The organism is Clostridium sp. CM036 (assembly GCF_055081135.1).
The window spans coordinates 2,162,570-2,187,834 of sequence record NZ_CM143652.1 but is presented as its reverse complement, the minus strand read 5'-3'; the positions used below and the strand labels follow the sequence as shown (position 1 = coordinate 2,187,834).

Here is a 25,265-nt window from a genome sequence, read left to right as displayed (position 1 = left end):
CATGTATTATACTTATTGGTTAAAAAACAGTATACTATAGCCATAATAATGTTGCAATAGGAAAGGATTGATAATGATGAAAACTTTAAATAAAATTCTTCTTAGTGAAGTACTTCTTGGGGAAGTTGAGGATTTTAGAGCGCTTGGACATAAATTTTTAAATGGGGAAACAAGTAAAATGGACTTTAAAGGATCCTCGGGTGGTATGGGCGTGTATGCCGAGCGTAGTGGCAAGAAATTTATGATAAGATTTAGAATACCATCAGGGATAGCTTCTATAAAAGATCTTAAATTAATATATGATTTTACACAAAGATATAAATTAGATAGTATACATCTAACTACTCGTCAGGCGATACAACTACATGGAATTACTATTGATGAAGTTTGTGATTCCATGGAAGAAGGTATAAAGAAAGGTTTATACTCAAGGGGATCCGGCGGTAATTTCCCTAGAAATGTGTCAGTCTCACCGCTATCTGGAGTAGGGGAAAAAGATGTGTTTGATGTATCACCTTACGCAACAGCTGTAGGAGACCATTTTTTAAGTAAGGTATATACGTATAAACTCCCAAGAAAATTTAAAGTTGCATTTTCAAGTAATGAAAAGGATGAGGCACATGTAACTGCTACTGATTTAGGTTTTTTAGCGGTTAAAGAAAATGGCATAGAGTATTTTAAAGTGTATTTAGGTGGTGGAATGGGGAATAATTCAAAACTATCTGTGAAGAGAGAACAGTTGATTAAACCAGAAGATATTTTATATCATGTTGAAGCAATAACAGATCTTTTTATTAATGAAGGCGACTACATTAACAAAGGAAGAGCTCGCATAAGATATATTATGGAAAGAATGGGCGAGGAGAAATTTGTAAACTGCTATAATAGTTATTTGGAAAAAGTTAAGACTAGAGAAAATTTAAAAATCAAGGTACAAACCAAAATCTACGACAAAGTTGGGATTGAATCATCGATGCGAAGTCCAAGACTATTTACTCAAAAACAAAAGGGATTATACAGTGTGTATGTGCATCCAATAGGCGGACAATTAAAAAGTGAGCATTTGAAACTAATAATAGATAAAATAGAAGTTATGAATGAAGTAGAGATAAGACTAGCTATGTCAGAGGGATTATACATTAGAAATTTGAATGGGAAAGAAGCTGAAATAATCCTTGAGCTAACAGGTAAAATGGGTGGAAATACTTCACTGGAATGTTCTATTGCTTGTATAGGAGTTCCTACTTGTCAGATGGGAATTTTAGAAACACAGCATACTTTAAAGGAAATACTAAGTTATTTTAAAGAAAATAATTTAACAAAAGATATACTGCCTCATGTTCATATATCAGGATGCCCTAATTCTTGTTCTATACACGAAATAGGAACAATTGGGTTTTGCGGTAAAAAGAAAAAGGTCCAAGATGAGCTTATAAATGTATTCGAATTACATTTTGGGGGAGAGATTGGGATAGGTAAAACAAAGCTAGGTAAATATTATGGCGATATTAAGGAAGCAGAAGTACCAAAATTTTTATTCGAACTTGCAAGTGCTGCAATTAATGATAAAAAAGATTTCACTAGTTGGACTGAGCAAAATGTATATGAACTTAATGAAATTATAAACAAATATATAGTATAAGTATATAGTATAAGTAAGTAAATGAGAGTGATTGATATCAATTAGATTATGATTATCGTTTACCAAGCACTAGTCTTCTACGGATTGCTTTTGACCTCTAGTTAAAAAAATGGTATACCTAAGAAGATTAGTTGTTATAATTGTGAAATAAATAACTAATTACTAGTAAACTATATTAATATAATTAAGGAGTGATAAATGTTGGTTACTGACAAACTGTTTTATAAAACTTTATTAAAAAATATGTTTTCTGATCCGTTTGAAATTAAATTTTGCGATGGGAGTGTAGCAAAATACGGCGAAGGTGAGTCTAAATTTAAAATTATTTTTAATGAGCCAATACCGAAAGTCGACATTATAGATAATCCTTCAATAGCCCTTGGAGAAGGATATATGTCTAAAAAAATAGACATAGAAGGTAATTTACAGTTTGTTATAGAATCCTTATATAATAACAAGGAAAGCTTTTTGAAGAATAGTGAAAAATACATGAAATTAATAAAGAAAATAAAAAGTAACATAAAGACAAATAAAGATAATATACAATTTCATTATGATATTGGTAATGACTTTTATAAATTATGGTTGGATGATACTATGACTTATTCCTGTGGATATTTTGAGCATGAAACAGATTCTTTAAATCAAGCTCAAGAAAATAAAGAGAATCATATTTTAAAAAAATTAAATTTAAAAGCAGGGCAAAGCTTGCTTGATATAGGTTGTGGATGGGGAGAACTTATAATTTTAGCAGCAAAACAATATAAAGTAAAGGCTATTGGAATTACCTTAAGTGAAGAACAACTTCAAAAGGCTAATGATAGAATAAAAGCAGAAGGGCTAGAAGATTTAGTTGAAGTTAGGCTTTCAGATTATAGAGAATTGAAGAACGTAAGTTTTGATAGGATCGTTAGTGTAGGAATGCTCGAGCATGTAGGAAAGGAAAATTTGTCTGAATATTTTCATGTAGTAAATAATCTATTAAAGGATAAAGGACTATCTCTACTTCATTGTATAACAGGAGTAAATGAAGGTGGTACAAATACATGGATAGATAAATATATTTTCCCAGGTGGATATATACCTGGAATTAAAAATATAATTACTGATATAGCAGAGCAGGAGTTTGAATTAATAGGTATAGAAAGCCTTAGGAGACATTATGGGAAAACGTTAGAATGTTGGTCACAAAACTTTGAGAAGGCGCTTCCTGAAATAGAAAAGAGTAAGGATGAAACATTTATAAGAATGTGGAGATTATATTTAAATTCATGTGCTGCATCGTTTAATCGCGGTAATATCAATCTTCATCAGATATTGTTTGCTAAAGGTGTAAATAATGATTTGCCTTTGACAAGAGATTACATATATAAATAGGTAAGAATTTTATGCTTTAATAAGAAAATTACACAAATGACAACATTTTATAATAAGTAGGTGAAACAATGAAGTACTTAAGACAATTAATGATTATTTTGATTCCGTATATTATTGGAACTATATTGCAACTTATGTTTAAATTACCGATTCCGGGAGCGGTTATTGGACTTATTTTACTGTTTTTGGGGTTGCAAATAGGTATAGTTAAGGTTGAAATGATAGAAGAAGTTTGTGAGTTCCTTTTATCAAATATGTCTTTTTTCTTTATTCCTGCTGGAGTAGGTCTAATGACAGCATTTGGTGTGTTAAAAGGAAAATGGATACCATTTATCGTTATAGTTGTTCTTTCCACATGTTTAGTTTGGATTGTAACAGCACTCGTAGTTAAATTTTTAAGGAAAGGACGTTTATATGAATGATTTAATTACTTCACCAGTTTTTGGTGTAATAATATCCCTTATTGCTTATGAAATTGGGATTTACATAAAGAAGAAAGGCAGACTTTCAATTTTTAATCCACTTTTGATAGCCATTATTATATTAATATTTTTTTTGACAAAGCTACATATTAAATATGAAGACTACAATAACGGAGGTAAAATAATTTCATTTTTTTTATTTCCTGCCACAGTGTCATTAGCTTTGCCTATGTATAAGAAATTCTCTTTATTTAAAAAAAATGCTATTCCAATACTTATAGGGATTTTTAGTGGTGCTATTTCTGGTATTGTATGTGTAGTATTCCTTTCGAAATTATTTGGAATTTCCGATGTACTTATTGAATCTTTAATACCTAAGTCTATAACAACACCTATAGGAATAGCATTGTCAAATCAGTTAGGGGGACTTTCCTCAATTACAGTTGTAGCTATAATAATGACAGGTGTTGTAGGCTCAATTGTCGGACCGTTTTTATATAAAATTTTAAAAGTTAATGATAAAGTTGCCTTAGGGATTGCTATGGGAGCATCTTCTCATGCACTGGGAACAGCGAGGGCTATGGAAATAGGAGAAACTGAGGGAGCGATGAGTGGTATAACTATGGCTATTTCAGGTATTGTAGCTGTCCTTTTATATCCTCTTTTATGGAATATGTTTTTGCGCTTTTAGGATAATTTCTTGGAATACGCTACATTTTGGCTTCGATTAAATTAAGTTTATATATGTAGTTTATGTATTATTAAGGAGGTTTTTTCATTATGAAAAAAAATGAGATTAAAGGTCCGCTAAATAAATTAATTGATTCAATAGACAATTTATTATCTGATGAAAAGGAGCAAAAACTAAGGAGTAAATTGGGAAAAGAGGTAAGGAAATATATTTTTACAGATGAAATAGTTAAAAAACTTAATGAAAGCGATTTTTCAGGATTAGTTGAGCAGGAAGAAGAAATAGAGATGCTTTTTTCTATGATATTTCCTGTTTTCATTGAGAAAGATGATGTTTTCTTTAGGCTGTATAAGCATAAAATTGAAGTTGATTTATCAGATGAAATGAGTGATAGATATATTTACATATTTTCTGATGGGAGACTTATATCAGGTTTATTTGAATGTTTCAAGCTTTATGATGATGAATATATTTATGGAATAAAAAAAATAATAAATATTATTCCAAGGCTTAGAGAAACTGTAAAAGAGGAATTAGTAAACCTAGATAAAAGTGAAAAATTTAATAAACAAAAAATAGGTGATTTTAAGAATAGAGAAATAGTAGCTAAAAAGAATTTTAATGAATTAATAGATAGCTTAAATAAGTTTTAGTAATATGTAGGAATGTTATGGGCGGGATTAAAGAAATTGTGATGCAATTTTGATGAATCTATTATTAAGATTAAAATAAAAACACCCTTTCAGATGTTAAAGGTTGTCTGTAGTATAAAAAGCAAACCATAAGGACATAATTTAGAAGCAATTACTCTGAAGGGAATGATGACCTTATGGTATTCAATAAAGTAGAAATATGTGGTGTAGATACTTCAAAATTACCCGTACTAAAAGAAAAAGAAATGAAAGAGCTACTATTTAGGATACAAAATGGTGAGTATGAGTGTAGAGAAAAATTTATTAAAGGAAATTTAAGATTGGTTTTAAGTGTGATAAAGCACTTTAATAATCGAGGAGAAAACGTAGATGATTTATTTCAAGTAGGCTGTATTGGTTTAATGAAGTCCATTGATAATTTTGATCTAAGTCTAAATGTTAGATTTTCAACATATGCAGTTCCTATGATTATTGGGGAAATAAGAAGATATTTAAGAGATAATAACTCAATAAGAGTTAGTAGATCATTAAGGGATATTGCATATAAAGCATTACAAGTTAGGGACAGATTGGTGAATCAAGACAACAAAGAGCCTACTGTAGCTGAAATAGCAAAAGAATTAGAATTACCAAGGGAAGATGTAGTATTTGCTTTAGATGCTATACAAAATCCTGTATCTTTATTTGAACCAATTTATCACGCTGGTGGAGATGAAATTTATGTAATGGATCAAATAAGTGACACCAAAAATTTAGATGATAATTGGCTTGAAAATATATCGATTAAAGAGGCAATGAAAAAATTAAATGTTAGAGAAAAGTTAATCTTAAATTTAAGGTTCTTCGATGGAAGAACTCAAATGGAAGTAGCAGGTGAAATAGGAATATCCCAAGCACAAGTTTCTAGACTTGAAAAAACTGCATTAAAGCACATGAGAAAGTACGTATAGGGTCCCCTAGTGGGTCCCTTTTTTTACTGTAGCATTTATTTCAGAATATAGTATAATGTATTATTTTGTGAAAGTTTGAAAAATATTATCTTTTTACAATTAAAGTAGTTGATTTTTTGTAATAATAAGTCTACTATGTAATGAGTACATGTGTGAAAGAATTATAAAAATTAAATAATAGAATATAGGTTTAAATTAATTAAAAGGGAATCAGGTTAAAATCCTGAACTATCTCGTAGCTGTAATAGATGAATTTAAGTGCATTATGCCACTCGAAAACGGGGAAGGCGCGCTTAAATAATGATTCTTGAGTCAGAATACCTGCCCATATTTTCGCACTACAAACTCTACGAGTGATAGAGAGGGCTTTATAATGAAAATTTGTTTGTTGATTTTATATGATTAAGCATATTTTTGAATCGTTTCCTTCTAACACTTTAGTTAGAAGGATTTTTGTTTTGTAGACAGGCCTATACTACGAATTGTCAAAACGAGCCTATAACATGATTAGGCAGAATATCATCGTTTTCGCCGGGTGCTTCAATGCGATTATAGTTACATTATCTGGCCTTGCATTTTTAAATCAGATTGTAGGTGTAATTGTTTACTATGCTTCATCTATTTTTATTATTCTAAAATCTCCCAGAATGCTGCCATGGGGTGAAAATTCAAAGGAGATGTGAAATGGGAAAAATTATTATTTTATGTGCCATTTTTCTAATGGTGGGCTTTTTCTTCAAATGGAAAAAAGGGGATGGGACACATAATCATCACCATGGAACCGGACATAAACACGGCGAAGGGTTTTCAATTGATTTTTATGCTTATACTTCTAAAATCAGGCACTGGAATGCTACTTTTAAAGTATCTCTTTCTGTTTTGATATTGATTCTTTGTATTGTATTGGAAAACCCCTATGTATCTGTTGTGGTCATTATTGCAATGGCCTATCTGACCATTGTAAAAGGAGAGCTTCCAGTAAACGAATACTTGTCAATACTGGCGATTCCAATCATCTTTATCCTCCTTGGCACTTTTACAATTGCTATTGATTTTTCAAAGCAGCCGATGGGGCAGTATAACTTGTATCTTGGCTTCTGCTATGTGTTTACTTCTCAGGCAAAGCTTAAGGAAGTGGCATTTTTGATTCTGAAAGTTTTTGCAGCTATAAGTGCCCTACAAATGATGACACTGTCAACTCCATCCTCCGAGATTATATATGTGCTTCGAAAAGCACATGTTCCAAAGCTTATTGTAGAGCTGATGAACCTCATTTACCGTTATATTTTCATTTTAATGGATGTCTATACTAAAATGAAAAATTCCGCAGAATCTCGTCAGGGCTACTGTGATTTTAAGACTTCCTGCTATACATTTGGAAGCATTGCAAGCAATATGCTGGTTATTTCGCTTAAAAAGGCAAACGATTATTATGATGCCATGGAGGCCAGATGCTATGATGGGGATCTTATATTTTTGGAGGAAGATAAAAAGGTAGAGACAATACAGATTGCCTCTGCAGTAGTATTTATAATTTTTTTGATCCTGATATGGGGCGTTACAAGATAGAAAGGAGCTATTATGGGGAAATCAATATTAAAGGTCGAAGATCTATACTACGTCTACGGGAATGGAAAGTCTGCATTGGACGGTGTAAGCGTGGATATCTATGAAGGTGAGAAAATCGCTGTCATTGGTTCCAATGGATCCGGAAAATCTACATTTTTCTTGAATATAAACGGTGTATTTACACCTGAACAGGGAAAAATCATTTACCGGGGTACTGTCGTTAATAAAAAGAATTTAAAAGGACTTCGAAAAAATATCGGAATTGTATTTCAAGATGCGGACAATCAAATAATCGCATCTACAGTTAGGGCAGAAGTTGGATTCGGGCCGATGAATTTAAGGCTTCCAAAAGAGGAAGTACTAAAGCGAGTTGAGGAAGCACTGGCATACATGAACATATCAGATTTCAAGGATCGTCCGCCACACTATTTGAGTGGCGGTGAAAAGAAGCGCGTCACCATTGCGGGCATCATTGCTATGAAATCGGAGATCATTATCTTTGATGAACCTACTGCATCACTGGATCCTTTAAATGCACTGATGTTAGAAGAAGTTTTGGATAAGCTTGGTTCGGAGGGCAAGACAATGCTCATTTCCACCCATGATTTAGATTTCGCATATCGATGGGCGGAGCGAGTCCTTGTATTCTGCAAAGGAAAAATTATCGCAGATGGAACACCATTAGAAATTTTCCAAAATACAGAAATTTTAAAACAAGCAAATCTAAAACAGCCAACCGTGATGGAGATATATGAATTGCTTGTAGAAAAACATCTGCTGGAAGATACTAGTGCCTATCCGAAAAGTACGCAAGAATTTAAGGAAATGTTTGAAAAATAGTTAGGTTTTCTAGGCGGGTTAGCTTAGATTAATATAAATTAAAAACAATAGAGGAGGAAAAAAATGAATCAGAAAGAAAAGAAAATTGTCTTTATTGCGATTGCTTTCGCATTAATTTTCGGGGTAGCTCCGGCAGCAAACGCAATGCATATCATGGAAGGATACCTTCCACCAAAATTCTGTATTATATGGGGTGTTATATGCGTTCCATTCTTGGTAGCAGGTTACTTATCAATTAAGAAAACATTAGCTAAGAACCGTAAATCCATCACTATTCTTGCTATGTCAGGCGCATTCATTTTTGTGCTTTCATCTTTAAAGATTCCGTCAGTAACAGGAAGTTGCTCACATATGACTGGTACCGGACTTGGTGCAATCCTATTCGGACCAATGGCAGTCAGCATCCTGGGGATTATTGTACTACTTTTTCAGTCAATTTTGCTTGCTCATGGCGGACTGACCACTCTTGGTGCTAATACGTTTTCTATGGCTATTGCAGGACCGCTTATTACTTATGTAATCTACAAATCAGGCCAGAAGCTCAAAGTCAATAAATATGTAGGTATTTTTCTGGCAGCATCAATCGGTGACTTATTAACCTATTGTGTAACAAGTTTTGAACTTGCACTTGCGTATCCGTCTGCAAACGGTGGTATCGCAGCATCTGTAGTCAAGTTCCTTGCAGTATTTGCACCGACACAGCTTCCACTGGCAATTATCGAGGGTATTCTGACCGTTGTTATCATTATGGGTCTTGAAACATATGCAAAATCCGAATTAACAGAACTTGGATTCCTAAAGGGAGGCGAAAATTAATGGTAAAGACGAAAAAAAGGGTTATCATTTTATTAATTATTGCTGCAGTGATTGCCATTATACCATTATTCACGTTAAAGGGTGCTGAATTTGGTGGCTCAGATGATGCAGGAAGCAAAGTGGTTTCCGAGATTACAGGTACCGAGTATAAGCCTTGGTTTGAACCTGTTATGGAAACTTGGATTGGTGGAGAATTACCAGGGGAAATTGAGAGTTTACTCTTTTGTCTACAGACAGGTATAGGAGTTGGTGTTCTATTCTTTTTCCTGGGAAGATTCGTAGAGAGAACTAAAAAAGAAAATCAGGGGAATAAAACTGAATAATGCTTTTTCATATAATTGGGATGAAAGTATCATTTATTGATTTAATATTATAATTATGGGTAATTAAAGTATTAATTGCTTTAGTTTAAAAGGGAAGACAGGTGGAAATCCTGCGCGGTCCCGCCGCTGTAAAAGAGGAGTCCTTATAAAAAATACCACTGGGAAACTGGGAAGGTTTTAAGGGCAATGAGACTTAAGCCAGAATACCTTTCTATAATTATACACAGTTAACTCTACGAGAGATAGGGAGGTGTTTTCAAAATATGGTGGTAAATGTAGAAAAGAGGTTCGAGTTGGTTAGCTATATGGCTGATATTGAAAAGGGAATTATTGAAAAAACACTGAATAAAAACGAAAACAATGTTAGCAAAACATCAAGAGAATTAAGTATTTCAAGACAAGATTTGCAATATAAAATAAAAAAATATAAGATAACCCTGAGATAATAAAGCATATGTATGCATATGCTAATAAAAGGAATATAGTGTAGTTAATTAGACCGTGTTTATAGTATTCTATGATACATTCTTATATAGATATAAAACGATAAGTATTAAATATATAGTTTGAAATATTATAGTAGCTATAGTAAACTATATGTAGAATATAATCGAATTATAGGAGTGTATATAAAAGTATGGAAGTAGTAAAAGTAAAAACAGAAGATGGTAAGGAAAGATATTTTGTTGCAGATGATAATGGATTGCCTATAGAACCAATATTAAAATTTATTAGGTTTAAGGATAACACCAATTTTGCGAGAAATACTTTAAGAATGTATTGTCAGCATTTAAAGTTGTACTTTGAATATCTACAACAAAGAGAATTAGATTTTCAAAAGGTAACTATTGATGACTTAGCTTTATTCGTGAACTGGTTACAGAATCCTTATAAGAGTTTAAAGGTAATTCCAACGCATCAAGTTGATGAAGCAAGAAGTCCAAGAACAGTAAATATTATAGTAAATGCAGTTTTATCGTTTTACGACTATATTTTAAGACACGAGGAATATAGCAATAACATTTCAGATAGACTTAAAAAGTTTGTATCTACTCCAAGTAGAAACTTTAAAGGTTTCTTATATGGAATAGCTCATGAACAAAAGAAAGTTTCAAGTAATATATTAAGATTAAAAGTCCCTAAGTCTAAACCTAAAACCATATCTAAGGACGAAATAGGAACGCTCGTTAGAGCTTGTAATAACCTTAGAGATAAGTTTCTATTAATATTGCTATATGAAACTGGAATGAGAATAGGCGAAGCCTTATCGTTATGGATTGAAGATTTTGATATAAGTGACATGATTATAGACCTACAAGATAGAGGCGAACTTGAAAATAACGCAGAGATTAAAACAGTGTCAAGTCCAAGAAGGATTGATATATCACAGAATTTAGCCGATACGTTTATGGAATATATAGCTGAATATCATACCGAAGAAGTTGAAACTAACCATATATTCATAAAACTAAGTGGTGAAAACAAGTATAAAGCTATGCATTATGTTGATGTTGATAATTTATTTAGAACATTAAAAAAGAAAACTGATATATATGTTACACCCCATATGTTTAGGCATACATCAATAACTACTCTTAGAATGGCGGGTTGGCAACCAGAATTACTTAGAATAAGAGCAGGACATAAAAATATTTATACTACTATGAATACTTATATTCACCCTTCTGACAAAGAAATAACGGAAGAGTTTAATAAAACTCAACCGAATTTGAGATTAGATATTTACAATGAAGGGGATGAATAAGATGAAAAATTTACAACGGATAAAAGGTAATCAACAAAGTAAGTATGATGAAATAATTGAGTATTTGAAGCAAGATAATGGATATTGGCTAGAGAATGATAAATGGGATTTAACAGAAGAATTTTTTGTAAGAAAAAAAGTTTATACTTCAAGATATATTGACTTTCTTTCTTTTAAAAATGAGCTGATAAAGAATGAAATTAAATATTATGTGTTATTTAATTTTAAGGAATATCATCTTAAAAAATCACAGTTGTTAAATATAAGTTATAGGTTAAATCCTATGGCAATCTTTATTGAAAAATCATATAAAGATATAAATAGTTTTAATATGATTGAAGATAAAAACGCATTGTTAATAAAATGGAAAAGCCATTTATTAATATCAAATATAAATACTGATAATAGCTTAAATATTTGCAATTCCATATTAAGCTCTCTATACGATTTTATTAAAGATTTTTATGATGATAGAGAAGAAACCGAAAAAGATATATGGTATTCAAAGAATATTAGAGGTGCTAAAATACCTGCAAGTGGTGCTAATAATGCAATAAATAATCAACTTAATTTTAATAATATTCCTGTTTATTATGGAGATATGGTCAAACGATATTTTAAAACTATTATAACTAAAAAGAGTTGGAATCATTGTGTTCAGATTACAAATAATTTAAATTATTTCTTTAATAAGTTTTATTCCAATGGATATAAAAATGGATTTATGGAAAATTTATCAAGACAAGATATAGAAAACTATTTATATTGGTTGGGCAATGATTATAAAGACAAAAACCCAACATACAGATGTAAATTTATATCTTATATTAGAACATTCTTAGAATATATTCAAATGGCTCAATATGATAAAGCTCCTAAAAAAGAGATATCATTTTTAATATTCCAAGATGATATTCCTAAAAGAGAATTAAATAAAGATGAAGTTAAGAAAGCTAAATTTATCCCAGAGCCTATATTAAAACAATTAGATAATAACATTATGGATTTAGATAGACCGCAGTATATATCTATTTATATTCTCCTTAGAGAAACAGGATGGCGTGGTACTGATATATTAAATCTTAGATATCATAATTGCTTAGAACAAATTTGGAATAACAAAGAGCAAAGCTATAACTACTACTTATGTGGTGAAATAACCAAAACAGATATAGCACTACTTAAAATACCTATAAGAGATAAAGTTGCTGAAATGGTTCAAAAATCTATTGATAAAGCTAAGGAGTTAAGTACAGAAGAAAATAATCCAAAGAAGTATTTATTTAATACTTATGAAGGAAAGTTAAAAGGAAGACCGTTAAACAAGGCATCATTATTAATAACTATTAAAAGGCTAATTGAACAAAAAGAAATTAGAAATATTAATGGTGAGTTATATCACTTTAGACTACATTCACTAAGACATACAAGGGCTAAGGAATATGTAGAACAAGGCATGGGAATAAGTATTATACAACAGATTTTAGGACATCAGAGCATTCAAATGACAGTTCATTATGCTACTGTTAGTGAGAATATGCTTTACGAGAAATGGAAGAATACCGAGGATTTAGAACTCTTTAAAGTAAATACTGAAACTAATGAACTTATAGAGGTAGATACATCAACTGACGCAGGAGAAAATCTTATTAGATATGAATATGTTAAAAAGAATTTAGACGCTGTAAGAGTACCATTTGGAGTATGTTTTAAAGCTTCTAAAATCCCTTGTAAGCAACAAATGAACCATTGTTTAACTTGTGCAAGTTTCTGTACTACTACCGAAAATGTCCCCGAATACGAGGAAGAAATACTAAAAGTTAAAACACAGATTGAAGTTAGTGATAAATTTGGCAGAGAATTATGGTCAGAAAAGAATAAGCAGTATCTAAATATATTAGAGAAAACATTAGGAAAAGTTAAAGAACAAAAGTTGGTTCATAAGAACGGTAAATCAAGGGAGGATTCATAATGGCAGACCATACTAAAGGATTAAAAGAATATGCAAAAAATAAAAGTAAGATTACTTTGGAAAAGGTGGATAAAGCCATTAGGGAACTTTCTTTGACTGAACAGAAAATCAACTTCAATAGTGTTTCTCAATTAGGTGGGATTTCTAAAACTTTTCTTTATAATAATGAAGAGACTAAGAAAAGAATTGAGGAACTTAGGGATAATCAAACGAGTAGGACTATGAATCAAAGAGCTAAATATGATAAAACAGCTAAATCTAAAGACATTATCATAATGGCTAAGGATAAAAAGATTAAAGAACTTGAAGAAGAGAATAGGAAGTTAAAAGAGCAATTAGAGATTCTTAGAGGTAAGTTATATGAAAAATTATAAACTACATTGTTTATATGTAGTTTATGTGCAAACATAGCTATGACAAGAGGCTTACTATCTTGTACACGAGATATTAAAAGGAGAAATGAATATAATGGGGAAATTAAAAAACGGATATGTTCAAATTTATACGGGGAATGGCAAGGGGAAAACGACTGCAGCTGTAGGACTAGCTGTACGTGCAGCAGGAAATGGATATACTGTATTTATGGTACAGTTTTTGAAGGGAAGTAAAACTGGTGAAATTGAAAGTGCAAAAAAATTGGCTCCCTTTTTTAACATATTTAGGTTTGAGAAAAAAAGAGGTTTTTTTTGGACGTTAAATGCAGAGGAAAAAAATGAATTAAAAGAAGAAGTACAAAAGGGGTATGAATTTTGCAGGGAAGCATTAAAAGAAGAAAAATGCGACATACTTATCATGGATGAGGTAATGGGAGCGTTGAACAATCAACTAATAAGTGAAGAACAACTACTAGAATTAATGGAGAATAAACCTGGTAATATAGAATTGATTTTAACAGGGAGAGACGTACCTAAAGCTATAATAGATAAAGCAAACCTTGTAACTGAGATGAAGGATATTAAACATTATTTTAACGAAGGAATACCATCTAGAGAGGGTATAGAGTTTTGATTATAACCACCTCAAATTCTAAAATTAAGTTAATAATATTTAGAGTTTGAAGGGGGAATTATTATGAATACGTACAAAAACTTAGGCAAAGAATTTATTGTCAATATAACGGGGAATAGAGAAGCCGATATGGTTATTGTGGAAGAATTTAATAAAAACTCTGTTATAAATAAAGCTCAATTAAAAAAGGTTTTATGGAAGAGATTAAAAGAAAGTAATTTAATATAGCATATAAAGGTATGAGATGTTTTGCATTTCATTTAAAAGGGAACCAGGTGAAAAGCCTGAACGGTCCCGCCGCTGTAATGGTGAGAAGCTTTAAATTATACCACTGACAATTTTGTTGGGAAGGATTAAAGCGACTATGATCCAAAGTCAGAAGACCTGCCTTCATTAATACACCAAGAACGTTACGAGTGATAGGGGGTGTGACGCATATTTGTATGAAAATGCATTTTAAATTTTGCATTTTTTACAAATATGGTTGGTATTATTATCAAGCCCTTAGCATAAATGCTAAAGGGCTTAATTTTTCGTTGAGAAAGAAATTATGATTATTTTACAGAGGATAGGTAATACAATTGATAATTATAAGGAGGCATATTATGCAAATAAAGATAAAGGAATTTGCGCTTATAAACATAGGAATGCTTATGGTATCAGCAGGTTTATATTTCTTTTTAATGCCAAATAATTTAGCGACAGGTGGGGCGAATGGATTAGCAATAGTTATAAATAAATTTACAGGGGGGTTATCCGTAGGTTGGATAATGATGATAATAAACCTTATTTTGTTTGTAATAGCATTTATTGCTATCGGAAAGAGTTTTGGTGGAAAAAGTGTGTATGCAAGCTTTGGTGTAGGAGGTATTATAATTGTATTTCAAAAGTTTATACCTATTAATAATTCAATTACAGGAGATATTTTACTGGAACTTATATTTGGAATACTAATATCAGGAATAGGTACAGCTATAGTCTTTGATCAAAACGCTTCAACAGGGGGGACAGATATCTTAGCTAAGATATTAAATGAATTTTTTCATATAAATTTAGGAAAAGGAGTTTTAATATGTGATTTAATTATAATTTTAATGGCAGTTTTTGCTTTTGGAATTAAGCTATCATTATATGCAATGCTCGGAGTTATAATTAATGGCTTTCTTATAGACCACATCATAGATGGAATAAATGTGTGCAAAGAAGTTACAATTATAAGTAAGAACAGCGATAAGATAAGAAAATATATAAGAGAAAAGCTAGATAAAACATCTACTGTATATAACGGAGTAGGGGATTTTTCAGATGAGGATAAAGAAGTTGTTGTGGTTATAGTAGGAAGAAGGGAGTTTATAACACTTAAAAAATTCATAAAATTTGTTGATAAGGATGCTTTTGTAACAGTGAATAATATTTATGAAGTCTTTGGATACGGATTTAAATCCTTAAAACATTAAATAAAAATTTTAGATAGCTAATAGAGCGGATTAACAACATTTATGCCATGAAAGCAGGCAAAATTGTTAGTTATGGAATACCGACAGAAGTCTTAACCCAAGAATTAATAAAGTCTTTTAAATATTATGTATAAACCTTCTTATATAAAATGATATTTTATATTACTTTTTATATCAAGTACAATCTCTTCAATTATATCCTTGATTTGCATATTCCTTGTGCCTGGTATATAAATACCATGTTTTTGTAGTGGAAGTATATATTTAGTACAATCCATATTAAATATTGACGTGGCAATCATGGGGGTAATTTCACCGTTAATGCCACCACTACATATTATTCCAATTGGACCGATTATGCTATCAATTTTATTTTTCTTGCAAAATGAGCAAATTGATTCCTCTCCACTTATACCAATATTTGCACCAGCTCTTACCATATTTGAACAAGCAAATGTATTTGTACCAAGTGCAACAATATAGATATCTAGGCTAATTTCTTTACGAATTTTTTTTATGATTGTTTGACCAAGACCTGCCCCTTGTGCGTCTATTACAGCTATTTTCATGGTAATACCTCCAAAAAATAAAATTTATAATATAATGAAATCTATTTTTATATAGATAATATTATTATACTATAATGTTTATGTATATTCTGTGTTTAGTTCAAATAAAATTACAACGTTGGTATAAATAAAATGATTATAAAAAAGCAAAAAAAATTCTCCCATAAAGGTATTAATTTTATAATTCGAGGCAAAATAAAGAAAATAATATTAATAATATAATTGATATAAATGAAGGGGAGAATTTAGTGAAAAACGAGGAAAGTATAAAGGTTATTCCTTTAGGAGGCCTTGGAGAAATAGGTAAGAATATAACAGCTTTTGAATATGCGAATGAAATCATTGTTATAGACTGTGGTATAGCCTTTCCTGATGAGGAAATGTATGGTGTAGATTTAGTAATTCCAGATATAACTTATTTAAAAAATAATGCAGAAAAAGTAAAAGGTATTTTTTTAACTCATGGACATGAAGATCATATAGGGTCGCTTCCGTACATTCTAAAACAATTGAATGTACCTATTTATGGTACTAGGTTAACGTTAGGGCTAATTGAAAATAAACTAAAGGAGCACAATATATTATCTAATTGTGAACTTCACAATGTAAATGCTGGAGAAACAATAGAACTACAAAATCTTAAAGTTGAATTCATAAGGGTTACTCACAGCATAGCAGACTCCTGTGCTATTGCCATCCACTCACCACTAGGTGTTATATTACATACTGGTGACTTCAAAATTGATTATACCCCCATTGATGGATTGGTCATGGATCTTGAACGTATCTCAAATTTAGGTAAAGAGGGCGTGCTACTTCTTATGGCGGATAGCACGAATGTGGAACGTGAAGGGCATACAATTTCTGAAAAAACTATAGGGAAGACTCTAACTAGAATAATTTCTAATGCAGAGGGAAGGGTTATTGTAGCTACATTTGCTTCAAATATTCACAGAATACAGCAGATCGTAGACGCCTCTGTGAAACATGGTAGAAAAATTGTTTTTAGTGGGAGGAGTATGGACAATATCTCACAAGTAGCTATTGAACTTGGATATCTCCATGTACCAGAAGGTTACATTATAGGTATAGATGATATGCAAAATTACCACAATAAAAATATTACAATAATAACTACCGGAAGTCAGGGCGAACCTATGGCAGGACTTGCTAGAATGGCTTTTGCTACTCATAGGAAAATCACCCTTGAACCAGAGGATTTATTTGTTATTTCTGCATCTCCAATTCCAGGCAATGAGAAACTTATATCTAGAGTAATCAATGAGCTATTCAAAAAAGGGGCAGAGGTAATTTATGAGGATTTAGAAGAAGTGCATGTATCCGGTCACGCATATCAAGAAGAATTGAAATTAATTCACGCATTAGTTCATCCTAAATATTTTATGCCAGTTCATGGTGAATACAGACATTTAAGTCACCATGCTAAGTTAGCACAAGAATTAGGTATGCAAGGCAAAGATATATTTACTATGGAAACAGGGCAGGTTTTAGAACTTACAAAGGATGAAGCTAAAGTAACAGGACGGGTACACACTGGATCTGTATTTGTAGATGGACTTGGTGTTGGGGATGTTGGAAGCATAGTGCTTAGAGATAGAAAGCACTTAGCAGAAGATGGCATGCTCACTGTTGTGGTTACTTTAGAACGCGAATCTTATAGTATTATTGCGGGACCAGACATAATAACTCGCGGATTTATATATGCAAAGGAATCGGATGAATTAATTAGTGAAGTAAAAGAAATTGTTAGGGTTGAGCTTAATAAGTGCTTAGACAAGAAAATTATTGAATGGTATGTATTAAAATCTAATATAAAAAAATCCACAGAGCGATATTTGTATGAAAAAACAAAGCGTAGGCCAATTATTCTTCCAATTATTATGGAGATTTAACAGTTTTTTTAAGCTGGTGGTATATACAAAAGGCCAGCAAAAATCATATAGTAAAACTAAAAAATTGCAGTAGTTAGTTCTACTGCTTTTTTATATTGCTATTGTATCTAAAAATAGTATTAATTTTTAACATAACAAAAGACTGCCCTGTTAGGTACAGTCTTAATTGTGATATTGTAGCATCGAAGATGATGAACAGAATCGCAGGTTATGATTTAACGTGCTGTTTTTTTCATGAATTCTTCAGAATTTACTATGTACCTTATATGAATTCCTTCACCTATTTTACCCATGTCATCATAGGCTTCCACCTTAAAGAACAATTTTTTGCCTTCTGCCTTTGATAATAAGGCTTCAGCTCTAACCTTAACGCCAACAGGTGTTGCCTTTATGTGTTTAACACTAATCTCTATACCGACGGTTGTGAACCCATCAGGTAAATTTCGTTGAACACAATTTGTTGCTGCATTCTCCATAAGCGCTGTCATAGCTGGAGTAGCATAAACATCTAGACTTCCAGATCCATAAGAAATCGCGGTGTCACTGCTGTTAATAGTCTGCTCCATAGTAAATTTCAAGTCTTTATTAAAATTGAATTCCAATTTTATCACTCCATTCCGTTTATTATTTTTTACTATACCAATACCTTATTATACCATGTTAACACCTTTAGGATAGTGTTATTATGATATGTCTTATGATATAAATTAAAATAGAACCCCATTACTGGAATTCTATTGTTTAATTGCATGGTTATATGATCTTTTAAAATATTCAAATTGAAATAATATCATAACGAATAATTCATTTCTTACTGTTTGGGCTAATTATTTAGCCACATCTATACAGTTTTCTTTGAATTTCGGAATTACTGTAATTATACAACTCTACTAATTTTATTCCTTTGGAATCAATGTGTATTTTATCTTCACAAATCATAACTACATTATTATTATATTTAGGGCTACGACTTCCACATTTTACAAAGGCTTCTTTCTCTTCATATTTTACAAAACCTAACCTTTTTAATTTTCCCAAATAGGAAGCAAATTCTTGATTCTTCTCTTTTGGATCTTCCTCTGTTAAATTGTAATTTTCAATTTCGAATGACATTCCTGGCAACATATCAGCATCGTAAATGTCAATTAGCATCTCGCTTTCTAATGTGTTTAATTCCATATATTCCCCTCCCGCTATAGTATAAAACAATGCCGGTTAGATAATTTACATATAAAGGTAAAATGCCTATCCGCAATATTTTAATTATACCACAAAGCAATACATTATTTTGTAATATTGTGTTATCATTGGTAATAATTATTCTGCAAATTTCTGCAATATTTCTAAAAATGTGCAAAACTTATTTATGTTGAGTTTACAAAACGGTATATGGGGAGGAAAGATTTTATTTGGTTTATATTTTTGATAATTCTACTAAGGCACATCCATCTATTACTTGCATTCCACTTGATTTACAAAAATTAATTATTTCAGGGCTTTCAGCTCCTGGTTGAATAAGGACTTTATCTATTTTTAAATCATGGGCTTCATGAAGAATTTTAATACCTTTATATGGATTAATGCATAAATCTAAAACTTCTACCTTGTAGGGTATATCACTTAGGGTGGTATAAATCCCCTCATTTTCAATAGATGGATTTACCCCCACTACGTTAAATCCATGTTTTTTTAAGGAATTCAATATTTTATAAGCATATTTGGAAGGGTTTAATACATCCCCAACTACAACCCAGTTTTTATAATTTAAAAATTGACTAGCATCCAATGTTGTCATCTCCTAATAAAATTAATTTCTATAATATTATCATTCCCTAGTAGCGATAAAAAAAACATGCTAATTAGCATGTTTTTTTATTGTTATTTTATCAAAAGAAATTTGGATAATCTGTTCTTCGCTTTTTTTATTTCACTATGAAACATAAAAAACCTAACTGAATTATATGCCTATTTAAAATTTACAGAAGTAACTAAATGTCTTATATTATCGATAATTGGATTTATCACCTGTAAAAGATAGCTAAGAAAATCAGTTAATACAGGTATTGCAATACCTATTTGTTTAAGGACATATATTAAAAGGAAGACACCGAGTGTAATGCTTAATATCCTTCCAATTATTTTAAATACTGCAATACCAAGATAAGCAAGTAATATAGCTAATGCAACCATAATAATGGTATTCAGATTAATATTAGAAAAATCAACATTCATAAACACACCTCCATTATTTATAAAATTATAACTTAAACTCTAGGGCTTGGCAAAGGTAAAATATCCTAAAGTCCAATTTAAGGGTATGTGAAAATGTATTGACATAAAATATATATGGGATTATAATATAATTCGTAAGCTAAATATACGGATACGAAATATTAGTACACGAAATACATTTAAGGGGGTAATTAAGTGAAAAAAATAAATGAAAGCGTAGAAGTTGCAAGACTTTTTCAAGAGGTTATGCAGCTATTTAAACATAATATGAGTAAAGTTCTTTGTGATACAGGTATTTCTGCGCCTCAAGGTATGGTTTTGGGACTTTTAAGTAAAAAAAAGAAACTTAAGATAACAGAACTTAGCAATGAGCTTTGTTTATCAAATAGTACAGTCTCTGGAATTATTGATAGGCTTGAAAAGCAGGAAATGGTAGTAAGAGAAAGAAGCGATGTGGATAAGAGGGTAGTCTACGTAAGTATGTCACCAAACTTTAAAGAGATGCATAAAAACTTTCATAACCAATTTGAAAAAAACATTGCAGATATAATGAGTAAGGGAAGTACAGAAGAACTTCATAAAATATTTGAAGGCTTAGATACACTTAAGAAGCTTTTAAATGACCAATAAAAATAATGCAATAACAAATGAATGGAGATGATACTTTTGATTAAATTATTTAGATTTTTAAAAGAATACACATTGCAAATAGTGCTAATAGTTATATTGATTTTTACTCAAGTACTTGCGAACCTATATTTGCCAACCTTAATGGCTAATATAGTTGATAAAGGTATAGTACAAAAGGATGTAGTTCAAACTATTTCATTTTTAGGATTCAGTGGAACTTATAAAGGAATAGATTATATTATTAGAATAGGCGGACTTATGCTATTATTCTCAGCAGGTGGAGCTATATGCTCAGTTGTAGCTGCATTCCTATCGTCAAGAACTGCTGTAGGGTTTGGCAGGATTATTCGTAATAAATTGTTTGCTAAAGTTGAAGGGTTTTCGCTGCATGAGTTTGATAAGGTCGGTACTGCAACCCTTATAACAAGGACTACAAATGATGTTACTCAGGTTCAAACAGCAACTGTAATGATTTTTTCTATTATGCTTTTTGCACCTTTAACTGCTATAGGTGGTATTGTTATGGCTTTAAGAGAGGACGCACATTTAACCTGGATTTTTGCAGTTGTAATTCCGTTACTTGGAATTATTATTGGAATAACCCTTAAATTCGCTATGCCATTATTTAAATTAATGCAAGTGAAGATAGATAAATTGAATCTTGTATTACGTGAAGGACTTACTGGTATTAGGGTTGTACGTGCATTTAATCGTATAGATACTGAAAAGGCTAGATTTGATGATGCAAATACTGATCTTATGAATAATGCTGTAAAAGTGAATAAAATCATGGCATTTTTATTGCCAGTAATGATGTTAATTATGAATGTCACAACAGTTGCTATTATTTGGTTCGGCGCTAAAAGAATAGATGCTTCAAGTATGGAAGTTGGTTCATTAATAGCATTTATACAATACGGAATGCAAATTTTATTCGGATTCTTAATGCTTGCTATGGTATTTATAATGATACCAAGGGCGCAAGCTTCTGCAATAAGAATAAATGAAGTATTAGAAATGGAACCGGAAATCATTGATCCAAAGGTTATTAAATTGGCTGATAAACAAAGTGGATATGTTGAGTTTAAGGATGTAACATTCGGCTACCCAGGTGCAGATCAACCAGCCATTAGCCACATAACATTTAGTACAAGACCTGGTGAGACGACAGCTATTATTGGTGGTACAGGTTCTGGTAAATCAACTCTTATAAACTTAATACCGCGTTTTTATGATGCAGTTAGTGGCTTAGTATTGGTTGATGGAGTAGATGTTCGCGAAATGAGTCAGGAAGCTCTAAGGTCTAAGATTGGTTTCGTTCCTCAAAATACTGTACTCTTTTCTGGAACTATTGCCGAGAATATTAAATATGGTAAGGATAATGCTACTATTGAAGAAATTCAGCATGCAGCTACGGTAGCACAAGCTACAGATTTTATTAATGGAATGAAAGAAGGATATGACCATCTTATTGCCCAAGGAGGAACAAATGTTTCTGGTGGACAAAAACAGCGTCTATCTATTGCACGTGCCTTAGTTAGAAAACCTGAAATATATATTTTTGATGATAGTTTTTCAGCACTTGATTTTAAAACTGATGCAAAACTACGTGAAGCACTTAAAAAAGAAACAGCAAAATCAACGGTAATAATCATTGCCCAAAGGGTTGCAACAGTTATGGACGCAGATAGAATTATAGTTTTAGATGAGGGCAAAATTGCAGGCATAGGAACTCACAAGGAACTTTTAACTAGTTGTAAGATATATCATGAAATTGTATCTTCACAGCTTTCAGAGGAGGAATTATCATGAGTGAAAATAACAAGAACAATAAATCAGGTGAAGGAGCGGGAAAAGGCATGGGGCGCTCAGGTGGACCAATGGGATCCTTCGCAGGTCCTGTAGTGAAAGCAAAGGACTTCAAAGGTACATTAAAAAGGCTTTTAAGTTATTTAAAGCCTCAAAGAACTAATTTTATTCTGGTATTTATATTTGCGATAGTAAGTACTGTTTTTACAATAGTAGGACCTAAGGTTTCAGCAAGAGCTTTAGATAAATTATTTGAAGGCATAATGAGTAAAGTTGGGTTACTTCAGTTGCATGCTCAGCAGGGCAAAATAGCAGCTTTAATAAAGTCTGATCCAGCAGTTGCAAAGAGGCCTGAAGTAATTGAGGGCCTTGCCAAAATTAAAACTGGAATTTCTAAAATAATGGATGTAAATGGTGGAAAGATAGATTTCATATACATTCGAAATATTATTCTTTTATTATTTGCATTATATATAGTAAGTACAGTTTTTGCATTTCTTCAACAATATATAATGGCTGGAGTTGCGCAGAAAACTGTTTATAATTTGCGTAAAGAAGTTGAAAATAAGCTTTCGCGGTTACCACTTAAGTTTTTTGATTCAAGAACTCATGGTGAGATATTAAGTCGTGTAACAAATGATGTTGATAATATATCAACAACGCTTCAACAAAGTCTTACACAGCTTATTACGTCTGTTGTTACAATCGTAGGTATTATCATTATGATGCTCACAATAAGCCCATTAATGACGCTGGTTGTTATATTAACTTTGCCACTATATATTGTTGTGACAGCGTTTGTAGCAAAACGATCCCAAAAATATTTTGCAGCGCAGCAAAAGGAAATTGGAGCACTTAATGGTCATGTTGAAGAGATGTATACTGGACACAAAATTGTTAAATCTTTTGGACATGAGAAGGATTCTATTGAGGAGTTTAAAAATATTAATGACAGATTATATGTTTCGGGTTGGAAAGCTCAGTTCATATCGGGAATAATAATGCCTATGATGAGATTTGTTAGTAATATAGGTTATGTAGTAGTTTGTGTTGTTGGTGGATTTTTAGCAACGCAAGGTAAAATTAGTATTGGTAATATTCAAGCCTTTATTCAATATTCTAGTCAGTTTACTCAGCCAATAGTTCAAACTGCAAATATTGCTAACATAATTCAATCAACAGTAGCTTCAGCTGAACGTATTTTTGAATTATTAGATGAGGTCGAAGAGCTTGTAGAAACTGAGGATACCAAGGTAGTTGAGCTTCCTAAGGGAGAAGTTAAGTTTGAGAATGTTGACTTTAGTTATAAAGCAGAAGAACCTCTTATTAAGAATATGAACCTCGATGTAAAAAGAGGTCATACAATTGCAATTGTTGGACCAACAGGTGCTGGTAAAACTACACTTGTTAACTTGCTTATGAGGTTCTATGAGATAGATGCAGGTTCAATTACAGTTGATGGAGTGGATATCAGAGACATAAAGCGTGGAGAACTACGTAATATGTTTGGGATGGTACTTCAGGATACATGGCTCTTTAATGGTACTATAATGGAGAATATTGCGTATGGTAAAGAGGGAGCAACTAATGAAGAAGCTATAGAGGCAGCAAGAGCAGCTCATGCGCATCACTTTATAAAGACTCTTCCTGATGGATATAATACAATACTAAATGAAGAAGCTTCAAATATATCACAGGGTCAAAAACAACTTCTTACTATAGCTAGGGCAATACTTGCAAATCCAACTATTATGATACTTGATGAAGCTACAAGTAGCGTTGATTCAAGAACAGAAGTTTATATACAAAAGGCTATGACAGAACTTATGCAAAATAGAACAAGTTTTGTAATTGCACATAGACTTTCTACAATTAAAGATGCAGAGTTAATATTAGTTATGAATAAAGGAAGTATTATTGAGATGGGGAGTCATAATGAACTTCTTGCTAAGAATGGATTCTATGCAGATCTTTATAATAGTCAATTTAGTGGAGCAAACTTAGATAATGAAGTAGTATAAATAAAAGAATAATGATAAATGAAATTTTTAAATACCCTATAGAGTAGACAAGTAAAAAAAGTCTGCCCTATAGGGTATCTTTATGCATAATTATGTTTGGGATATTACTTGTAAAGGTATAGGCATCATTTTCATCTCAAGAAATACCAGCAGAAATGCCAATACATTGATGTTTTAGATTATTAAAACAAACATTCAAAAAGTAGTAAGAGTGACTCTTACTAGTATTTTTTTATGAAAATTTATCATGTCACGATATTTTAATATTGCAAATATAATGTAGTGAGGTGGTAATTTAATGAATCAAAAAAATTGTAAAGATAGATACGAAACACTTTCGAAAACTGTTGATATTCCTATAGAGCTGTACGAATCTATGCGTGGACAATATTTTATTGGGTATGCTGATGATTGTGCGCCACGAAAGCGTGGTAATCAACTCGCAAGAGTTGATTAATATAGCTGTGCTATACAGATGATGGAGGAAGGTCCTCCGAAATCGCCATGCAGGTGGAGATTTCAAACTACCTTAAGGTGCTGTAATCAAAAGTTATGGTGCTTAGCGTTAAGGAAAAGGCAGAGGTAAATCTGTCAAGTATGTACTAA

The 25,265-nt window shown here is 31.6% G+C and carries 27 protein-coding genes and 3 riboswitches; of the genes, 22 read left to right on the top strand and 5 right to left on the bottom strand.

Annotated features, from left to right (window positions below):
• The first annotated feature begins 76 nt into the window (after positions 1 to 76).
• The 17 genes from ACWJKE_RS10290 to ACWJKE_RS10210 all read left to right on the top strand — a co-directional run bounded on the left by ACWJKE_RS10290 (position 77) and on the right by ACWJKE_RS10210 (position 15,485).
• Complete coding sequence (locus tag ACWJKE_RS10290) at positions 77 to 1,642, top strand: nitrite/sulfite reductase (RefSeq protein ID WP_216303863.1); 1,566 nt, start codon at positions 77 to 79, stop codon at positions 1,640 to 1,642.
• Between the two features lie 201 nt (positions 1,643 to 1,843).
• On the top strand, positions 1,844 to 3,019 hold the full coding sequence (locus tag ACWJKE_RS10285) for an SAM-dependent methyltransferase (RefSeq protein ID WP_290441250.1): 1,176 nt from the start codon (positions 1,844 to 1,846) through the stop codon (positions 3,017 to 3,019).
• A gap of 68 nt (positions 3,020 to 3,087) precedes the next feature.
• Positions 3,088 to 3,441, top strand: a complete 354-nt coding sequence (locus ACWJKE_RS10280) for a CidA/LrgA family protein (RefSeq protein WP_216303861.1) — start codon at positions 3,088 to 3,090, stop codon at positions 3,439 to 3,441.
• Positions 3,434 to 4,132 (top strand): LrgB family protein, encoded by a 699-nt coding sequence (locus tag ACWJKE_RS10275; RefSeq protein WP_216303860.1) that lies wholly within the window; start codon positions 3,434 to 3,436, stop codon positions 4,130 to 4,132. The genes ACWJKE_RS10280 and ACWJKE_RS10275 overlap by 8 nt, the downstream gene beginning before the upstream one ends.
• Before the next feature lie 89 nt (positions 4,133 to 4,221).
• Positions 4,222 to 4,785 (top strand): hypothetical protein, encoded by a 564-nt coding sequence (locus tag ACWJKE_RS10270; protein ID WP_216303859.1) that lies wholly within the window; start codon positions 4,222 to 4,224, stop codon positions 4,783 to 4,785.
• A 176-nt stretch (positions 4,786 to 4,961) separates the two neighbouring features.
• Positions 4,962 to 5,735 (top strand): RNA polymerase sporulation sigma factor SigG, encoded by a 774-nt coding sequence (gene sigG / locus ACWJKE_RS10265; RefSeq protein WP_165413361.1) that lies wholly within the window; start codon positions 4,962 to 4,964, stop codon positions 5,733 to 5,735.
• A gap of 169 nt (positions 5,736 to 5,904) precedes the next feature.
• A riboswitch (cobalamin riboswitch) is annotated at positions 5,905 to 6,078 on the top strand.
• A 377-nt stretch (positions 6,079 to 6,455) separates the two neighbouring features.
• Positions 6,456 to 7,304, top strand: a complete 849-nt coding sequence (gene cbiQ, locus ACWJKE_RS10260) for a cobalt ECF transporter T component CbiQ (RefSeq protein ID WP_375294770.1) — start codon at positions 6,456 to 6,458, stop codon at positions 7,302 to 7,304.
• 12 nt (positions 7,305 to 7,316) lie between these two features.
• Entirely contained in the window at positions 7,317 to 8,144 is an 828-nt protein-coding gene (locus ACWJKE_RS10255; protein WP_216303857.1) for an energy-coupling factor ABC transporter ATP-binding protein, read from the top strand.
• Between the two features lie 63 nt (positions 8,145 to 8,207).
• On the top strand, positions 8,208 to 8,960 hold the full coding sequence (locus ACWJKE_RS10250) for an energy-coupling factor ABC transporter permease (RefSeq protein ID WP_216303856.1): 753 nt from the start codon (positions 8,208 to 8,210) through the stop codon (positions 8,958 to 8,960).
• Entirely contained in the window at positions 8,960 to 9,283 is a 324-nt protein-coding gene (locus ACWJKE_RS10245; protein WP_216303855.1) for an energy-coupling factor ABC transporter substrate-binding protein, read from the top strand. Before ACWJKE_RS10250 ends, ACWJKE_RS10245 begins: the two co-directional genes overlap by 1 nt.
• Positions 9,284 to 9,323: 40 nt before the next feature.
• Positions 9,324 to 9,512, top strand: a riboswitch (cobalamin riboswitch).
• Positions 9,513 to 9,546: 34 nt separating this feature from the next.
• Positions 9,547 to 9,729, top strand: a complete 183-nt coding sequence (locus ACWJKE_RS10240; protein ID WP_216303854.1) for a helix-turn-helix domain-containing protein — start codon at positions 9,547 to 9,549, stop codon at positions 9,727 to 9,729.
• A 191-nt stretch (positions 9,730 to 9,920) separates the two neighbouring features.
• A complete protein-coding gene (locus tag ACWJKE_RS10235; RefSeq protein ID WP_220287858.1) occupies positions 9,921 to 11,048 on the top strand; it encodes a tyrosine-type recombinase/integrase in 1,128 nt (375 codons plus the stop codon).
• A gap of 1 nt (position 11,049) precedes the next feature.
• Entirely contained in the window at positions 11,050 to 13,020 is a 1,971-nt protein-coding gene (locus ACWJKE_RS10230) for a tyrosine-type recombinase/integrase (RefSeq protein WP_220287860.1), read from the top strand.
• Entirely contained in the window at positions 13,020 to 13,394 is a 375-nt protein-coding gene (locus tag ACWJKE_RS10225) for a DUF6262 family protein (RefSeq protein ID WP_220287862.1), read from the top strand. Before ACWJKE_RS10230 ends, ACWJKE_RS10225 begins: the two co-directional genes overlap by 1 nt.
• A gap of 94 nt (positions 13,395 to 13,488) precedes the next feature.
• Positions 13,489 to 14,028 carry a cob(I)yrinic acid a,c-diamide adenosyltransferase gene (locus tag ACWJKE_RS10220; RefSeq protein WP_216303853.1) on the top strand — a complete coding sequence of 180 codons (540 nt, stop codon included), beginning with the start codon at positions 13,489 to 13,491 and terminating at the stop codon, positions 14,026 to 14,028.
• 63 nt (positions 14,029 to 14,091) lie between these two features.
• Positions 14,092 to 14,256 carry a hypothetical protein gene (locus ACWJKE_RS10215; protein WP_462958767.1) on the top strand — a complete coding sequence of 55 codons (165 nt, stop codon included), beginning with the start codon at positions 14,092 to 14,094 and terminating at the stop codon, positions 14,254 to 14,256.
• Positions 14,247 to 14,434, top strand: a riboswitch (cobalamin riboswitch). Its footprint overlaps the gene before it by 10 nt.
• A gap of 199 nt (positions 14,435 to 14,633) precedes the next feature.
• Positions 14,634 to 15,485, top strand: coding sequence for a YitT family protein (locus ACWJKE_RS10210; RefSeq protein WP_216303851.1), 852 nt, complete (start codon positions 14,634 to 14,636; stop codon positions 15,483 to 15,485).
• A gap of 140 nt (positions 15,486 to 15,625) precedes the next feature.
• Here ACWJKE_RS10210 and ACWJKE_RS10205 read toward each other — a convergent pair whose 3' ends face one another.
• Entirely contained in the window at positions 15,626 to 16,054 is a 429-nt protein-coding gene (locus tag ACWJKE_RS10205; RefSeq protein ID WP_216303850.1) for a DUF3842 family protein, read from the bottom strand.
• Positions 16,055 to 16,302: 248 nt separating this feature from the next.
• On the opposite strand from ACWJKE_RS10205, the gene ACWJKE_RS10200 reads away from it, so the two are divergent.
• A complete protein-coding gene (locus tag ACWJKE_RS10200) occupies positions 16,303 to 17,967 on the top strand; it encodes a ribonuclease J (protein WP_216303849.1) in 1,665 nt (554 codons plus the stop codon).
• Positions 17,968 to 18,182: 215 nt separating this feature from the next.
• On the opposite strand, the gene ACWJKE_RS10195 is transcribed toward ACWJKE_RS10200, so the two are convergent.
• The 4 genes from ACWJKE_RS10195 to ACWJKE_RS10180 form a co-directional block, all read right to left on the bottom strand.
• The gene (locus ACWJKE_RS10195) at positions 18,183 to 18,569 is read right to left on the bottom strand and encodes a thioesterase family protein (protein ID WP_369811890.1); all 387 of its coding nucleotides are present in this window, start codon (positions 18,567 to 18,569) and stop codon (positions 18,183 to 18,185) included.
• A gap of 229 nt (positions 18,570 to 18,798) precedes the next feature.
• Positions 18,799 to 19,146, bottom strand: coding sequence for a hypothetical protein (locus ACWJKE_RS10190; protein ID WP_216303848.1), 348 nt, complete (start codon positions 19,144 to 19,146; stop codon positions 18,799 to 18,801).
• Between the two features lie 235 nt (positions 19,147 to 19,381).
• Positions 19,382 to 19,753: a CoA-binding protein gene (locus tag ACWJKE_RS10185; protein WP_216303847.1), complete on the bottom strand. Its 372-nt coding sequence runs from the start codon at positions 19,751 to 19,753 to the stop codon at positions 19,382 to 19,384.
• A gap of 179 nt (positions 19,754 to 19,932) precedes the next feature.
• Entirely contained in the window at positions 19,933 to 20,199 is a 267-nt protein-coding gene (locus ACWJKE_RS10180; RefSeq protein WP_165415082.1) for a hypothetical protein, read from the bottom strand.
• A 195-nt stretch (positions 20,200 to 20,394) separates the two neighbouring features.
• On the opposite strand from ACWJKE_RS10180, the gene ACWJKE_RS10175 reads away from it, so the two are divergent.
• The 4 genes from ACWJKE_RS10175 to ACWJKE_RS10160 all read left to right on the top strand — a co-directional run bounded on the left by ACWJKE_RS10175 (position 20,395) and on the right by ACWJKE_RS10160 (position 25,116).
• Entirely contained in the window at positions 20,395 to 20,829 is a 435-nt protein-coding gene (locus tag ACWJKE_RS10175) for a MarR family winged helix-turn-helix transcriptional regulator (protein WP_220286780.1), read from the top strand.
• A gap of 36 nt (positions 20,830 to 20,865) precedes the next feature.
• Positions 20,866 to 22,641, top strand: coding sequence for an ABC transporter ATP-binding protein (locus tag ACWJKE_RS10170; RefSeq protein ID WP_216303845.1), 1,776 nt, complete (start codon positions 20,866 to 20,868; stop codon positions 22,639 to 22,641).
• Positions 22,638 to 24,659: an ABC transporter ATP-binding protein gene (locus ACWJKE_RS10165; RefSeq protein ID WP_216303844.1), complete on the top strand. Its 2,022-nt coding sequence runs from the start codon at positions 22,638 to 22,640 to the stop codon at positions 24,657 to 24,659. The genes ACWJKE_RS10170 and ACWJKE_RS10165 overlap by 4 nt, the downstream gene beginning before the upstream one ends.
• A 298-nt stretch (positions 24,660 to 24,957) precedes the next feature.
• The gene (locus ACWJKE_RS10160; protein ID WP_165415072.1) at positions 24,958 to 25,116 is read left to right on the top strand and encodes a hypothetical protein; all 159 of its coding nucleotides are present in this window, start codon (positions 24,958 to 24,960) and stop codon (positions 25,114 to 25,116) included.
• Positions 25,117 to 25,265 lie beyond the last annotated feature (149 nt).